We start from the raw sequence: 15,323 nt of genomic DNA, 5'->3' as shown, positions 1-15,323 counted from the left end.
ATCGCGACGCAATTTGCAGTATTGCATCCATTGTCGGGCCTCCTCCGATTTCGGTTAGTCCTCGGCGTCGGCGCCGGAATGCCGAATTGTGAACGGTTCGCTGCGGTCGAACAGACTCGCGAAGGCGTGCGCTTCTCTGGCCTGAAGCGCGAACTGATCGGCGAGCCGCAACGCCGAGTCTCCCGTCGGGAGCAGCGATTTTGTCTCCAGCGATGGAGGAGCGGCCGCCAGCGTGCGGAATTCCGCTTCATGCTCTTTGAAGCGCTCCGCGGCGACGCGGCAGATATTGGCGAGCGTGGCGAGATCGTGTTCGGTGATGAATTTCGATTTCATCGGGGTTCCTCATGTTTGCGTCGAGAGTCGTCGGAGACGAGCGCGCGAAGTTTTTCGATCGCCGCATTCGCGTCACGGCGGCTGAGGTAGGACGCTTCATAGAGATCGTAGGCCTCCGTCCTCGGCTGAGGAGGAGGTGATCGACTGTTCGTCAAGAAATCGATGCGCCAGCTTCCGTCCTGGAATTGAAAGGCGTACATGGTCGGACCTCCCGTCTTCGGCTGGTAATTCGCCGTGTTCGGCCTGACGACCAAGTCGCTGGCGCCTCTATGGGCGCGGCCGGCGTCAAGCCGGCCGCGCCGTCGCCGCGCTCAGGCGAATTCCTCCGCTTGGTGATCCTCTTCGGGATCGGGGTCCTCGTCGGAGGCGCCGATCTCCGGATCGGGGCCGTCGACATTCCCCTCTTCCTCCTCGGAGCATTCGGTCGCCCGGGCGAGCTCGCTCGCGATCTCCTCCTCGGAAAGGGCGAAACGCGCGGCCGGAAGCACGAATGTTCCGCCGGAGACCTCCTCGATGAGAGCGGCGCGCGTCTCCTTGGCGCGCGGACGCGGCAGCACCGAGTGCAGCGCGGCGGCCTTTTCGAGCGCAGCCTTCGAAAGCGCCGACAGAAAATCGTCCGTCGCCATATTGGGAAGATGCGCATCCGCGCCGATCGCGTCCCCGACGAGGCGGGCGGCGACGCCGCTCGAATGATAGCCGGGGCGGCAGTTGAGAACATGGGCCAGCATGTCGCGCGCGGCCTTCCGAACGAGGGCGGCGTCCTGGGTGATGCGTCCCTCATTGGCGAGCCGGTGCGCGAGGCCTCGACGCATGCGCGAGGAGTAGCCGCTGGCTTTCACATCGACATTGTCGGCCGCGAAGGCGAGGACGAGCAGACTGAGAAGCGTGAAGTCGTCGATTTCGTTTTCCGCGAGCGCTCTGACGAGGGCGTCGGTGCGGAAGTCGCCGATGATCGCGAGACCTTTTTGCGTGATCTCGGGGCGGGTGCGAGCGGGCTCCGAGAGCGTCTCGGACGTCGCGCCGGAGGCTGCATTCTTTCCCTTCTTCGGCTCCTCCTTCGGCAGGCGGTAGAGGATTTCCTTCACGGATCCGTCGCGGGTGTCGACGTAACGGCCGATTGTGTCGCTCTTTCTCGGCTGTCCCCAATTCCGCTCGGCTTTCGGCGGAAGCTTGCCCTGGCCGTATTCGTCAATCTGCAGGAGAACGCCATTCTTTGGCAGATTGGCTTCGATCCATGCGGCTTGTGCGGCGAAGAACGCCTCGACCTGGGTGGTGTAGCGGCTGTCCTGATCGCCCTGCTCGAACAGATCGTCCTCCCAGACGATGCCGAAAGCCTGCTCTTCGTCCGGGCCGAACTTCGCATTCTTGGCGTAGATGCGCCGTTTGTCGAGGGCGCGAGAAACTTCGTGCCAACTGACCGTCTCCTGGCCCTTCTTGGGCTTGTGCTTCTTCCAGACAGATGCCTGCTCGTCGGCGCCGGCGGCGGCGATGATACGCAGGTGGCTCTCCTGCGGCATGTCGCCTTTTGCGATATGATCGAGGATAGCTGGATGGACGTTGGCGAGCAGGCGCAATTTCTTGATCGTCCGTACCGGCAGGGCGAGAGCATCGCCGATCGCCTCTTCCGTCCAATTATCGGAAATGAGCGCTTCGATGGTGCGCCATTGGTCGACCGGCCCCATCTGAACTCGGACGACGTTCTCGGAGAGCGCGCGGAGATTGTCGGCGCCGTCGTCGGGGCCGCGGACGAGGACGATAATCTCTTTCAAGCCGGCGCCGATGGCGGCGCGCACGCGGCCGTGGCCGGCGACGATGACGAGATCGTCGCCGTCGGGGCGCACCACGGGCGGCTGTGTGATGCCCGTCGCCTTGATATTGGCGATCATTTGCCGGTCGGCATGCTCGCTGGGAGCGATGCGGCGGGGATTGCTGGGATTGGGCTTGAGATTGCGGGGGTCGACGTGACGCAGTTCCATGTCGATGAACTCCTCTTTCAATTCGAATTGCCGTTCTTCTTTTCGAAGACGAGGATCGAACGCCCCGATCGCGGACGGCGGGGCAAGAGCGCGCGGAACGCGCGGGAGCAGAGCGACGCACTCTTGCGGCGACGGCCGCGCATGGGGCAAATCGCCTTTTTCTTCATTCTGATTTTCGTGTTTGTTCCTCTCGGCGCTCGCCTATCCTCGACGATCGCAGCGCGCAGGAGCCGCGTCGTTCATTCGGAGAAATCAAACAGCGATCCTTGGCGCAGGACCGTCGGCGGCTCGGGCGCTGTGGCCGGCGACGCCAGACCGGAGAGCGCATCCGGTCGGGGCATCGGCTCGTATTTGGCTTTCAGACGCTCGAGCAACTCGCGCTCTCGGCGAGCGATGTCACTGTCGCGCTGCGCCTTTACGATCGCGAGAAGGTTCGCCGTCGTGATCCGCGATTGGACGAGGATCTCCACGTCGCAAAATGTAAATTCCGCGGAGCCATAACAGGGCCATTGCAGCGTTTGTTCGAGGAATTCTGCCTTCGTTTCCAAAGCCAGAAAGAAGTGCTCGAAGAAGCCTTGCCTATCGTAGTAGGCAATGTTTCCAAAGCTGTTGGAGAGGCGCACATACAGTCGGTCAGTGAAGCCGCTCTTCGGGCAGTCGTCGGCGAGGAATTTCAGCAGCGAGTTGGCGAACTAGGCCTTGTCGTCGACCGTATGGAATTTGGTCGGCGTGAAGTCGGCGGCCGTCAGTTGCGGCATTCGGAGAGATCGAGTGATTGCGGTCGGGAGCATCGAAGATCTCCTGATTGGAATGGGGCGGGCGCGGCGCGTGGCGATGCGGGCTCCATGGGATCGCCCGCGCCGAGATGCTCAGACCAGCCTGCGCCGAAGGTCCGCGCGTCAGGCCGCAGAGGGGGCTTCGGACTTGCCGTCGTCGTTCGCGGCGAGCGAAGCGTCGAGCGCCGCCAGCTCGTCGCGCTTCATGTCGAGCTCGTTTTCGTAGGCGAAAGCTTTATCGAGACGCCGGCGATAGGCCGGGAGGCGTTCGGCGGCGTCGTGCATGGCGCGCTTCTGCTCGGCCAACTCCACTTCGAAGCGCGAGAGGCAATATTCGAGGCGTGAAACGATTCCGAGCGGCGTCAGATCGTGCGAATACTCGATCTCCATATGTCGGCCGGCGGGCTGCATCGTCAGCTCGACCTGCGCGAGCTTCTGGCGCGCGACGGATCTTGCCGTGACGGACAAATCGAAGCCGCCGATATTGGCGATGCGCCATTCGCCGCCCTTGCCTTCGAACTCCCTGGCGCGGATGCCTCTGAGGAGGGCGGCGCCGGCGTCCTTGCGTTCGACGAATCGCTCTCCGTTCACCTCCATGCGGAAGGCGTCGCCGCGGGTCGGGGTTCGTCTGGCGATGTCCTGCTCGATCTCGGCGATCCGCTTTTCGGCGTGACGGAGCGAGGCCTCGGTTGTGGAGATCGTGCGGCGGACGGCGTATTGATCGTCGAAATGCGCGTCGCGCAGGCGTTCCAGGCGAGCGATCTCGGCTTCGAGCCCGGCCTTCTGCATGAGCCTCGGGTCGCCCGATGCAATGGCCTTCGCCATGGCGAATTGATTGACCTGCGATCCGGCGTCCTCCAGCCGACGGATGCTGCGGTCGCCGGACATGGCCATCTCGATGAAGCGGGCCTTCCGTTCGAGCAATTGCCAGCCCGTGGCGTCGACACTGCCCTTGGTGGCATAGGCGTAGAGCTCGATCTCCTCATTCTCGTTGCCCTGGCGCTCGATACGGCCTTCGCGCTGTTCGATGTGCGAGGGGAGCCAGGGAACGTCGAGGTGATGGAGCGCGACTAGACGGCGCTGGGCGTTGACGCCCGTGCCCATCGTGTCGGACGATCCGATCAGGATGCGGGTCTTGCCGGCGTTGATGTCCTGGAACAAACGCTGCTTGGCGCTCGACTTCTTGTAATCCTGCATGAAGGCGATTTGCTCGGCGAGAACGCCGAGCGCGACGAGCCGCGACTTGATCCAGCGGTAGGCCGAGAAGCCGCGCGTCGCCTCCACATTGAGCGTGCCGAGATCGGAGAAGATCATCTGCGCCGCGCCGGGCAGGAGGTAGGGGACGCCGTCGGCCCTTGTGTAGCGGCGGTCCGCCGTCTCGCGCCAGATCGCAAAGACGTTATCGATCAGGGCATTGAGCTTGTTGCCGTCCTCATTCGCATGGCCGGGGAGGACGAAGCGCAGATCGATGGCGGCGTGGCGGCCGTCGGTGATGACGGAGAGGAGAATGTCGTCGCCCTTCTCAGGCTTGGTCTTGCGCTTCTCGATGACGGCGATGCGCTCGGCGAGGATTTTCTGGTAGGCCTTGAAGGCGGCGGTCGGCTCGGCCGTGACGATCTGGCGCTTGCCGCCCTTGACGCTCGGCAGACGCAGATAATGGCGCAGGTCCGATTTGAGCACGACGTCGGCGACCGAGCGATACATGGCCATGAGATCGGCGACATTGACGAATTCCGAAAAGCGCGTGACCGGCTTGTAGAGGCCGGATGGCTGCAGCTCGAGCTCGGTGCGCGTCTCGCCGAAGGTCGCGGCCCAGGCGTCGAACTCGTGAATGCCCCGCTCTTCGAGCGTCTCCGGCTGCATGAAGCGTTGCAGGGTGAACATCTCGCCGAGCGTATTGGTGATCGGCGTGCCGGAGGCGAGGAGCAGAGCCCGGCCGGGGTTCTTCTCGTCGACGAAGCGGGATTTGACGAAGAGGTCCCAGGCGCGCTGCGATCCGTCCGGATCGACGCCCTTCAGGCTCGTCATATTGGTGGCGAAGGAGAGCTTGCGAAACTCCTGCGCCTCGTCGACGATGAGCTGGTCGACGCCCATCTCGCCGATGGTCAGAAGGTCGTCCTTGCGGCTCTGCAAGGCTTCGAGCTTGGCTTCCAGGCCTTCCTTCATGCGCTCGATGCGCTTGCGCGAGATTCGGTCGTCGCCATCGATTTTCTCGAGCAATTCGGAATAACTGGCGAGGTGGGTCTGAATGAGCGCCTGCTCGAAGGCGGCGGGCGCCGGCACGAATTTGAAGGCGCTGTGGGTGATGATGATGCAATCCCACTGCGCCGTGGCGGCGCGAGCGAGGAAGCGCTGGCGCTTGTCCTTGGAGAAATTCGTCTCGTCGGCGACCAGAATGCGGGCGTTCGGATAGAGCAGGAGGAATTCGCGGCTCGCCTGCGCCAGGCAATGGCCAGGAACCACCAGCATCGCCTTGGCGACGAGGCCGAGCCGCTTCTGCTCCATGATGGCGGCGGCGATGGTGAAGGTCTTTCCGGCGCCGACCGAATGGGCGATGTAGGTCTTGCCGGCGCTGACGATGCGCCAAATGGCGCGCTTCTGGTGGTCGTAGAATTTGATGACGCTGCTCGCGCCGGGAAGCTGGAGATGGGCTCCGTCGAAATGCCGCGGGACCAGATTGTTGAACTGGTCGTTGTAGATGCGGGTGAGCCGCTCGGCCCGTTCGACATTGGTCCAGACCCAACGCTCGAAAGCCGTCTTGATCTTGGCGAGCTTCTCCTTGGCCGCCTCGGTCTCGGCGGCGTTCAGCTCGCGCCGCTCTCTGCCGTCCTCCTTCCAGACGTCGTAGATTTGCGGGATCGAGGAATTGAGCGCGTCGCCGAGCAGCAGGCCGGCGTTGCGCCGCGCCGTGCCCCATTCGGAGGTCGCCTCGGCGCGACCGGAGAAGGCGGAGAGCTCGACGGTCCAGGAGGCGATCTCGATGGTGTGGCGGATCGAGGCCTCCACGCCGATGACCTCGGCGACGAAGGCGGTGACATCGGCGGTCGGGATCCATGGCGCGCCGAGCCGCGCCGAAATATCCGAGGGCTTCAGATCCTCGGGCTGGACCGGGCCTAGCGCCTCGACATTGCGCCGATAGCGCGCATCTCGCTCTGCGGCGATGATCGCGGCGGCGAGCTTGGTGCGCACTGGGCCGGACAGATAGGCGTCGGCGGTCTGCCAGCTTTCGAAGCCCTCGATCGTGGTCTGAGGATCGAGGAAGACGCGATCCCCGAGCTCGGCGAGCGCTTCGTCGCGCGAGCGGCCGAGGAGCTCGGCGATGCGGTCGATGTCCACATGGCCGAGCTCGTGCAGGGTGACGGCGAGGGCGTCGGCCGCGCTCTCGATCGTCGGCGTCGCCGGCGGATGCAGCACGCGCTCGGAGAAGATCGGTCCCTTCTTCGCCACGCCGGTCTCGACGTCATAGTCCTCGATCGAGGCGACGAGCCAGACGTCGGGGTCGTCGAGGAAGGGCTGGAGATTGGGGCGGCGCTGGGTCTCGCGCGCCTCGCCGGTTTTCGGATCCGTCGTCTCGCTGATGGTGGTGAGATTGATCGCTCCGAAATTGCGCAGGAAGCTGTTGTAGGCGATGCGCAGGCGCGTCTGGGCCGGACCCCAGGGCTCATTGGCCTCCTGGGCGCGCAGGACCTCGCGGATGGCGTCGCGGATCGGAATGAGGGTGCGAATGATGCGGGCGTGTTTTGCGGGAATGCCTTCGCCCCCCTTGCCGCCGCGCACCTCGATCTTGCAGGGCGCGCCGTCGATGATCTGCATCAGCGCGTCGTCGACGATGACGAAGCTGCCCTCCTTGATCGTCGCGCCTTCGGCCGCCGTCCCGACGCGAAGGGCGGGCCGGCTCGGCGCGGTCGCGGCGACGCGCTCGCTCGGCTGATGGATTCCGCGCGGCAGGCGCGAAACGGCGGCGTCGATCTCGTCGTCGAGCGCGGCGCGGTCCTTTCGCAGGCAGGTGTAGGTCGGCCCATAGGCGCTGCTGGTCCGCGCATGGAGCCCCATGACCATCTCTGGATGATCGATGAAATATCGATTGATCGAGAGAGCCTCCTCGCCATCCTCGGCGGGGATTGCCTCGGCGAGGTCCTGCCAGAGCGCGCCGGCGGGCTCCTGGTCAGCGGCGCGCCTCTGCAGGAACAGGATGTCGATGACGACGTCGGTTCCTGCGGCGGCGTTCATGGCTCCCTCGGGAAGCCGGATCGCGCCGACGAGATCGGCTATGACGGCGATATGGGCGCGCGCCTTGTCGTCGACCTTGTCCATGGTCCAGCGGCTGGTGACGAAGGCGGCGAGACCGCCCGGCTTCAACCGTTCGACCGACCGCGCGATGAAATAATCATGCAGCGAAAGGTCGAGGCGCTCTGCCCCCTCGAGACGCGCGCGCCGGTCGCTGAACGGCGGATTGCCGATGACGAGCTCGAAGCTCTCGGAGAGGCGCGCCTTCGTAAAATCCTCGCGCCGGATCCAGGCGTTCGGAAACAGCTGCGATGCGATGCGTGCGGTGGTGGCGTCCATCTCGACGCCGGTGAGGCTCGATTTGCCGGCGAGCGCTTCCGGCATGAGGGAGAAGAAGAGCCCCGTCCCGCATCCGGGCTCCAGGATCGCGCCGCCGGCAAAGCCCATGCGCTGGACGGCGCGCCAGATGGCGCGAATGATGAATTCGGGCGTGTAATGGGCATATTGCGTGGCGCGGGCGAGGCTCGCCAGCTCTTCGCGCGGGACGAGCCGCTCCAGCTCCTCGCCAAGATCCTCCCAGCCCTCGGCGAAGCTCTCGCCGGCGCGGCGGAACATTATATCGGCGAGGTCGCACGCGCCGAAGCCGACGAAGCGGCTCAGGACGTCCTGCTCCTCCGAAGTCGCATTCCGCTTTTCAGCCTCGATTTCGAGGGCGAGCCGGATGGCGGCGAGATTGTCGGCGGCGCGGGCTTTCCAGCCGTGGGCGAGCTGGCGGTCGCCGCGCAGCACGAAGTCCTGCGCAGGAATGGCGGGCGGCGCCAGGACGGCCGGCGCTTCGTCCTCTTCGGGGACATCGGTCGAGGGACGGAAACCTCCGCTGTCGAGCGTCAATCCTCCGGAGAGGCTGGTCGAGTCGAACAGAGAAAGCGTCAGCTGATTGCTGTCCTTGGCCATGGCGAGAAGTCCTTTCGGCGAGCACGAAAAAGCCCGGCGCGCGATGGGCGGCCGGGCATGGGCAGTCGAGCGAATGATCGAAGGGGAAGGCTCGGGAGCCGGCGGTCGGCGGACTCACCAGTGTCCGAAGGCGGCTTCGATGGCGAAGCGCTCGCGGCGATCGACGAGATCGAGCGCTTGCATGTGAAGCGCGGAGCCCGCACGCACCCGCGCGACGACATGCGCCCAGGCCTCTCTGTCGTCGCGAAAACTCGGTGAACCTTGCTCCGAATTGTCGAACTTCTGCAGCTCGATGCGGGGTGCGCCGTCGCGATAGCTGCCGCAATCGGATATGACCCAGCCGTCGCGGCGCGCGGCGTCGTGGTCCAACGCGTCGAGGCCGAACGCCGCCGCGGTGGCGGCATCACGAGTTTCGGATTCAGTCGTGCTGATCTGTTGCATCGGAGTCTCCTCTCGATCTTCTTCTCGAAGACCCCGATCACGCACCGAGGACGAACGGCTGGGGCAAAGGCGGCGCTCGTGCGCCGGGATTGATCCGGCCCAGCGAAGCGGCCGGAGCGACCCACCCTTTGCGGCGGCCGTTCGTTCGCGGTAACGACTCCTTTTTCTGCTTCTTCTTTTTGGATTTCCTTTTTTCGAACCTACGAATTGCGCGGCGTCACGAATGGAGCCGAACGAGCCGAGCCGCCGGCGTCTTGTCACGCGCGATACGTTCCGAGAGCCAGCGCCGACAATCGATCCTGTCGACGACGCGCTGCTCGCCGAGATCGAGCAGGCAAGCTGCGCCACCGAATGCGTCGAACGAGGGGAACACGCAGCCCTGACTCCAATGGAAACCCCATAGGCCGGTCAATCCGAACGTTCTCGCACAGCGCTGAACGAATGCGATCACTTGTTCGGGATCGCCGTCGTCCCCGGAGACGATGCGAAGACATCCTCTATCGGCGTCGCTGGCTTTCACTGTGAAGCAGACGTGCTCAAATCTGGCGTCGAGCTCCTCGGCATATTGCTCATAGAGAGCAATCGCCGGTGGCACGAATTCGGAACGGCCGAGGGGAAGGACGCAGGAAAAATGCGTGTAGGAGCGGGACATGTCGATGTCTCCTCTGGGAGGCGAGAAACGGATTGTGAAAAAGGGGAAGCCGAGACCCGCAGACGTCAGCCGGGACCGGCGGCGTCGCCGAAGGCGCCGGCGGGCAGGCGCCAGCGCTCGGGAGATGTGCGTATCGCCGGCGACCAATGCTCGGACATGGCGAGCTGCACGAGATCTGGCCGAGCGAGCGCGGCCGGATAGGGTCTGCCGCGATTGGCAACGGCATGGATGGAAGCATCGCGTTTGACGGTGCAGCCGAAGCGCCGTTCGTATTCGGCGATCATCTCGAAGCGCTCCGGCGCCATCCATCTGACCGTCGCCAACTGATCGGGCGAGGCGAAGATGCAATGCATGCAGGAGACGCGTCCAAAGCCGAGTTGATAGGCGACATGCGGAACGACGCCGTGACGCCGGAGCAGATCCCAGACTTGTCGTTCCTCCAAGCCGTGGATCGGACGCCAATGATCGACGTGGCGACGCCGGCGGGTTCCGCCGCGCGTATCGGTGCGATGCGGTTCGAACGTCAGATAGCGAGCCCTCGCTGGGCTCTCCTCGGCGCGCTCGCCGGTGACGACGAGCGTGCGCTTGCCGAGGAAGCGGGGCGAATTGCAGATCATGCTTCGCATCACGTCGATCTTCGCGACGGAACTGCACCATCGAAGCCGCAAATCGGCCGTGACCTGGGGGAAGCGCAGACGCGTGCCAGGACCGCCGCGGCCGCAGAATGTCGCGATACTTCCCTCGGGCGTTTCGAACGCCACGCAGGCGGTGGGCTCGTGATCACGCAACATCTCGCGGCGCAGGCCTCCGTCGCGCCAGGAAAAGTAAATCTGAACGCCGAACGCCGCGGCGATCGCTCGGCAGTAGCCCGCGGTGATCGGCCAATCGAACGTCGGCGGCCCGCGACCGTCGACGTCATGATGATGCAATTCGATACGAGCGGGATCGGCTCCTTGATCAATGAGATGGATTAGACAAGCGAGCGAATCTTTGCCGCCAGAGCAAGCGACAAGAATGTGATCGTAGCTCCTGAGATCGGGAGCAATGGAGGTTTCGGGGCGAGAGCGAGCGTGCGGATGCTCGCCGCCTGCGGGGTTCGTCGATATGGCGCGTGTCATGGCGATCACGCGGCCTCGACGAGGGGCGCGTCGCTATCAGCGGCGTCCTGTTCATCCGAGTCGCTTTGGCTTTCGGCGAAGTCCGGATGAAAGGCGAGGCAATAATCCGCGGCTTTCTGCGCCGCCGCCGCAGCGCGAAAGATTTCGCGTTTGTCGGTCTTGAGTCTCTCTAGCCAAAACGCTACATAGCTCGCGTGGTTCTCTATGTCTGTCGGCAGACCGAGTTCTGTGTTGACGAGACAACTTGTAATATCCGCGATTAGTTCCTCGAGCGCGTATTTCGCGGAGCCGAATTCTCCTGTCAGATCTCGGTTCAGACGGCCTGGCGCCGCACTCCAATGGGCGAGTTCATGAATCGCGACCGACGCGAGTCCTTCCGGCGAACGGAACGCGTTTTTCGGCGGCAAATGAATGCTATCGGTAGCCGGACGGTAGAAGGCGCGATCACCGCCGATGCGGATGACGGCGCCGCTGTTGCGCATGATGATGTCCGCCGCGTCGAATCGACGCCATGGCGCCTCTTCGATCGTGGGCGGCGTAAAGGCGGGAATGCCGTCTATCTGCGAACCGTTAAAAACAGTGAAGGAGCGAAGCAGCGGAATGTTACGCGTGTGCTCCTTGCCATCCGCGGGAGCGTCGCGATCTTCGACGCGTAGGCTCTTGTAGAAGTAAACGGTTGTGCCTCTCTCGCCCGCTCGAACCTGCCATCCTCGATCCTTCGCCTGCTTGTAGCTGCAAAAGCGAGGATCGCCGTTCGCGAATGAAAATTGCGACAAGCCGAGCAAAAGGACGTTGATCCCGTGATAGCGACGCCCCGTGACGGCGTTGATCGGCGAGAGCGATCCTCTCGATTTTTCGGGATCCCAGGGTCGACGCCAGGGAGGCGTGCCGGCTTCGAGAGCAGCGACGATTCGGTCCGTCACTTCTTGATAGTGATCGCGGCGCGTCGGCACATGGGCTTTGTGCTTCTTGAAATTGCTCATTTGGTTCGTCCTTTCCATTCTGGTCTCGAAACGAACCTGGACGCCCCGCATCACGGCCGCCGGGGCAAGGGCGGGCCTCGGCCCGGGCGCTCGCGCCGGACCCTTGCGGCGGTGGGCGGGCATGCGGGATGGAGCCTTCAAATCTCCTCTCTTGGCGTCTTCCCTTTTGTTGCGACCCTCGCTGTCCTGCTGTGCCATCCGCTCATGTCGCCGAGGCGCCCTGGACACATGAGCGGCCGACGTCGATCACGACTCGACCACAAGTCCCATGAGCATGATTTCTTCCGCGCCGTAGACGTGCCGCTTGCCGCAGTCCTCGCATTCATACCGGCGGGCATCTGGTTCACAGCAGTCTCTCACCGCGCCGCAGGCGACGCAAAAGCCCTGCATCAGCTCCGACGCTTCCTCGATCTCTTCGAGGGTGAATCGCGTGGGGATGATCTTTCCGGATTTTGCATACTGGATAGCCATGGTGGATGCTCCTTCGATGAAATTGCAGAAAGGGGATATGTTTCGCGGCCGCCAACTGTCGTCACGGTCGCGCTAGTTGCTCGTCGTCGTCTTGGTCGGAATTCGATTCTCGCGAGCGCAGCGCGATGTCGTCGTCGCGCGCATACTCTTCGACCAGATTCCTCGCCCACCGACGGGCTTCATAGAGTTCGTCGCCGAAATCCTCTCATTTGTATGAGACCCGCGCGCAAGCAGCGCTGACGAGTTCGGAGAGGGACGGGTCGTTCTCGAAATCTTCGTTCAGCTCTTCGAGCACATCGTCGTCTGAAAGCATCAAAAGCGGATGCCAGCCGGCGGGCGTTTGACAATCGACGAAGATCAGCCTTGCCTCTTCTTTCGAGAGACGCCCGATGCCGTAGAGAAGTCCTCGGCGGAGGCGCAGAAGGAGCGATCGCACGCGAAGCCGCCACAGGCGAACGCGCTGGCGAAGAGGAGCGTCGCCTATCCATGATTGGTCAGTCATGACAATTCTCCTTCGCCGCGGGAGCGTGTCGGCTCGCCCCATCGAGCCCCGCTTCCAACACGAGATCGTCGAGAATATCGTGCGTCGACTTGCCGACGACGGTGTCTTTGGTGATGAGGACGGCCATGCCGCCGAAGCCGTTGCGGCGCATCCTCGTGCAGGTGAAGGACGACACGACGGTCGGATAGGACAGAACGTCGACGGCGTTGATCGGCGAGAGCGGTCCGCCCGATTTTTCGGGATCCCAGGGCCTGCGCCAGGGAGCCCTGCCCGCTTCGAGAGCAGCGACGATGCGGTCTGTGACGCCTTGGTAATGATCGCAACGCGCGGACGCGCGTCCATTGCTCTTCATGTTGTTGTTCATGGGATTCGTCTCCGTTTCATGCTTCGGAACGAACTCCCACGCCCCGCATCACGGCCGCCGGGGCAAGGGCGGACTCGCCGCTCGTGGCGAGAACGGGCGCGCGCGCCTTCACCCTTGCGGCGGTGGACGCGCATGCGGGAACGCCGCTTCGCGCTTTTCGATCTTGTTTCGCTTCGGCTGTCGGTGTTTTCTACTTGCGCCGATTATCACCACGCCGAAGCCGCTCGGCGTGGTGAGGAGCAGTCCATTCGACCCGTCCTAAGAAAAAGTCGCTGAAAGCGCTTGCGCTGGTATCGAGGAGCGGCCAATAGTTACGAAATCTTATTCGTCATGAACTTCGAGGAAAATACGAATGACGGCTTCCGAGGCAGAACCTTCTCATTCGACCACGCTCGCGGCCGAGGTCGTCGCGGCCTTCGTCGCCAATAATTCCCTGCCGATCGGAGATCTGCCTTCGCTGATCCACGCTGTGCGCGGTGCGCTGGAGAACCTCGGCAAAGCGTCGATCGATACAACGCCGCCACTGGTGAAACGGGAGCCGGCAGTTTCGGTCCGCAAGTCGATCACGCCCGATTTCATCATATGTCTCGAAGACGGAAAGAGCTTCAGATCGCTTCGACGCCATTTGAGGGCTCTCGGCATGAGTCCGGAGGAGTATCGGGCAAAGTGGAACCTTCCGGCGGACTATCCGATGGTGGCTCCCAATTATGCGGCCCAGCGATCAGAAATGGCAAAGAAGATCGGGCTTGGTCAGCATCGCGAGAAGGCCGCGCCGCGCCAGAAGGCGGTCGCCGTCGCGCCGGTCAAGCGTGGACGCCCTGCTAAAAACACGAAGGTGTAATCAGCGACTACTTCGCCTCGGCGACGCTCGTCATGGAGGCGATAGGCTTCGCACGCCCAAGGCGATGACTCCGCCTCGACCTGAGCCCCATTAACGGATCCGACACGAGTTCGTCGCTGGAATCACACGTCCCCGATTCGGACATTGTCTGTTCGACATACGTACGGAAATTCCAAGAATGAAACGCCGCCATGACGGTCTCTTGCAACTTGTTTGAAAGAGGCTGAGCCGGTCCGCGCGGGACCAAGTCGCCGAGGGTCATTTCGAGCTGATCGAAGCGATACCGATTTTGCTCGAGACTCCTGGTCGCCTTCGCCGATCACGCCGCGGCGCCGCAGCACGTCTCGTATTGCTTCCCACGACTCGCAGGAACGAGGATCGTAATGGCCCCCGGCCGCGCTTTCCGGACAACGGGCGCGCGCTTGCGGGACCGCCTTCGACAATCCGTCACTGATCCGCCTCGTAGAAGCGAAAGCAACAATTTTTCCCGGTGCGTCTGACGCCGCCCTCGACGATATATTGGGCCTTCGACGCGGCTCCGACGACCGCGCTCTTTCGGCGCGAATTCAGAGATGCTTGCCGAAAAAGCCCTGGATTCTCTCGCGATATTCGGCGTTGGTGCGGAAATAAATGTCCTCGTGGCCGACCCCTTCAACAGCCCAGAAGGCCTTCGGCTCTGGAGCGCGGGCGAAAAGTTCGCGCGCTTCGTCGATATGGGTATTGGGGTCGCGAACGCCCGAAATGACGAACACCGGCGCGCGGAGCTTCTCGATCCGGTCGATCGGACGCAGAAACGCCGGGTCGAGGCCTGTCATTGTCCGCCCGACGACGAGCAGCGCCGGCGTCACGAGATGGCCGAGCGGACCGAAAGGCGCCGTCAAACGGTCGTCGATGGCGCGGCCGATGTCGGGATAGACGGATTCGAGCACGAAGGCGTCGGCCGTGATCGGTCCCTGTCCCAGGAGCGCCGCGGCGCCGCCGAGCGACTGCCCGATCACGGCGATCTTTCGACCCGGCAGCTTTTCTCGCATATAGGAGAGCGCCGCGGCTGCATCGGCGCTCTCTTCTTGACCGAAAGTGATTTTGTCACCCGTGCTCTCGCCGTGCGCGCGAAAGTCGATCGCGGCGACGGAATAGCCGGCCTCGTTCAAAAAGCGCATTCGGGCGATCATCGCGAGCCGGTTGGCGCGCACGCCATGCAAGAGCAACACGCCGCCGCGTTCGGGTGCGCCCGCCACGAATGACGAACTCCCGCGACTTTCGAAATGGCGGATTGCAACAGATGTTGTCCGGCGCCTGCCTTCCGGCGTCCTCGGATAGGAAGTCGACGGCGCGATCACAGAACATGGATCGAGAAACCAGGTCCTCGCCCCGGACGTCATTGTAGCCCGCGGCTCTTGCGGCCTCGACGATGCGTCCGAGCCCGCAGGCTGGATCGTAGATCGAACCTTCGAAGGCCTCCTCTTCGAAGAAGCGATGATCGACCCAGCTCTCCTCCACGTACCAATCCTGCGGATGCCGCACCCAGAGATGGGCGTTGAGCGCGCGATCGGGCACGGCTGAAAGGATTTCTACTGGCTGGGGGCGGTCGTGGCGCTGCCGGTGTGACTTGCGGCGCGCAGGCATGATCGGGCGGTCCAGCTCGACCGAGATCGAGGACGGCCGTAGGGTCAAGTCATTCATGA

At 63.4% G+C, this 15,323-nt stretch carries 13 protein-coding genes; 1 reads left to right on the top strand and 12 read right to left on the bottom strand.

Annotation, left to right across the window (positions count from 1 at the left end):
* Positions 1–54: 54 nt before the first annotated feature.
* The 10 genes from K3F48_RS04755 to K3F48_RS04710 all read right to left on the bottom strand — a co-directional run bounded on the left by K3F48_RS04755 (position 55) and on the right by K3F48_RS04710 (position 12,797).
* Positions 55–333, bottom strand: a complete 279-nt coding sequence (locus K3F48_RS04755; RefSeq protein ID WP_222574267.1) for a hypothetical protein — start codon at positions 331–333, stop codon at positions 55–57.
* 311 nt (positions 334–644) lie between these two features.
* On the bottom strand, positions 645–2,309 hold the full coding sequence (locus tag K3F48_RS04750; protein ID WP_222574266.1) for a ParB N-terminal domain-containing protein: 1,665 nt from the start codon (positions 2,307–2,309) through the stop codon (positions 645–647).
* A gap of 239 nt (positions 2,310–2,548) precedes the next feature.
* Positions 2,549–2,932 (bottom strand): hypothetical protein, encoded by a 384-nt coding sequence (locus tag K3F48_RS04745; protein WP_222574265.1) that lies wholly within the window; start codon positions 2,930–2,932, stop codon positions 2,549–2,551.
* A 276-nt stretch (positions 2,933–3,208) separates the two neighbouring features.
* Positions 3,209–8,266 (bottom strand): DEAD/DEAH box helicase family protein, encoded by a 5,058-nt coding sequence (locus K3F48_RS04740; RefSeq protein WP_222574264.1) that lies wholly within the window; start codon positions 8,264–8,266, stop codon positions 3,209–3,211.
* Positions 8,267–8,380: 114 nt separating this feature from the next.
* The gene (locus K3F48_RS04735; protein WP_222574263.1) at positions 8,381–8,707 is read right to left on the bottom strand and encodes a hypothetical protein; all 327 of its coding nucleotides are present in this window, start codon (positions 8,705–8,707) and stop codon (positions 8,381–8,383) included.
* A gap of 217 nt (positions 8,708–8,924) precedes the next feature.
* On the bottom strand, positions 8,925–9,359 hold the full coding sequence (locus K3F48_RS04730; protein ID WP_222574262.1) for a hypothetical protein: 435 nt from the start codon (positions 9,357–9,359) through the stop codon (positions 8,925–8,927).
* A gap of 65 nt (positions 9,360–9,424) precedes the next feature.
* Entirely contained in the window at positions 9,425–9,976 is a 552-nt protein-coding gene (locus tag K3F48_RS24190) for a phosphoadenosine phosphosulfate reductase family protein (RefSeq protein ID WP_255608327.1), read from the bottom strand.
* A 506-nt stretch (positions 9,977–10,482) separates the two neighbouring features.
* A complete protein-coding gene (locus K3F48_RS04720; protein ID WP_255608298.1) occupies positions 10,483–11,460 on the bottom strand; it encodes an ArdC family protein in 978 nt (325 codons plus the stop codon).
* 246 nt (positions 11,461–11,706) lie between these two features.
* A complete protein-coding gene (locus K3F48_RS04715) occupies positions 11,707–11,931 on the bottom strand; it encodes a hypothetical protein (RefSeq protein ID WP_222574259.1) in 225 nt (74 codons plus the stop codon).
* A 494-nt stretch (positions 11,932–12,425) separates the two neighbouring features.
* Complete coding sequence (locus tag K3F48_RS04710; protein WP_222574258.1) at positions 12,426–12,797, bottom strand: ArdC-like ssDNA-binding domain-containing protein; 372 nt, start codon at positions 12,795–12,797, stop codon at positions 12,426–12,428.
* Between the two features lie 352 nt (positions 12,798–13,149).
* Between K3F48_RS04710 and K3F48_RS04705 the strand changes: the two genes are divergently transcribed.
* The gene (locus tag K3F48_RS04705) at positions 13,150–13,638 is read left to right on the top strand and encodes a MucR family transcriptional regulator (protein ID WP_222574257.1); all 489 of its coding nucleotides are present in this window, start codon (positions 13,150–13,152) and stop codon (positions 13,636–13,638) included.
* Between the two features lie 566 nt (positions 13,639–14,204).
* Here K3F48_RS04705 and K3F48_RS04700 read toward each other — a convergent pair.
* Positions 14,205–14,840, bottom strand: a complete 636-nt coding sequence (locus tag K3F48_RS04700; RefSeq protein ID WP_255608325.1) for an alpha/beta hydrolase — start codon at positions 14,838–14,840, stop codon at positions 14,205–14,207.
* Positions 14,725–15,321 carry a hypothetical protein gene (locus K3F48_RS24185; RefSeq protein ID WP_255608295.1) on the bottom strand — a complete coding sequence of 199 codons (597 nt, stop codon included), beginning with the start codon at positions 15,319–15,321 and terminating at the stop codon, positions 14,725–14,727. Before K3F48_RS24185 ends, K3F48_RS04700 begins: the two co-directional genes overlap by 116 nt.
* Between the last annotated feature and the right edge of the window lie 2 nt (positions 15,322–15,323).

The organism is Methylosinus sp. Sm6, assembly GCF_019802345.1.
Taxonomy (GTDB): Bacteria; Pseudomonadota; Alphaproteobacteria; order Rhizobiales; family Beijerinckiaceae; genus Methylosinus.
The sequence above is the reverse complement of the archived record's forward strand: the minus strand, read 5'-3'. Positions and strand labels throughout refer to the sequence as shown.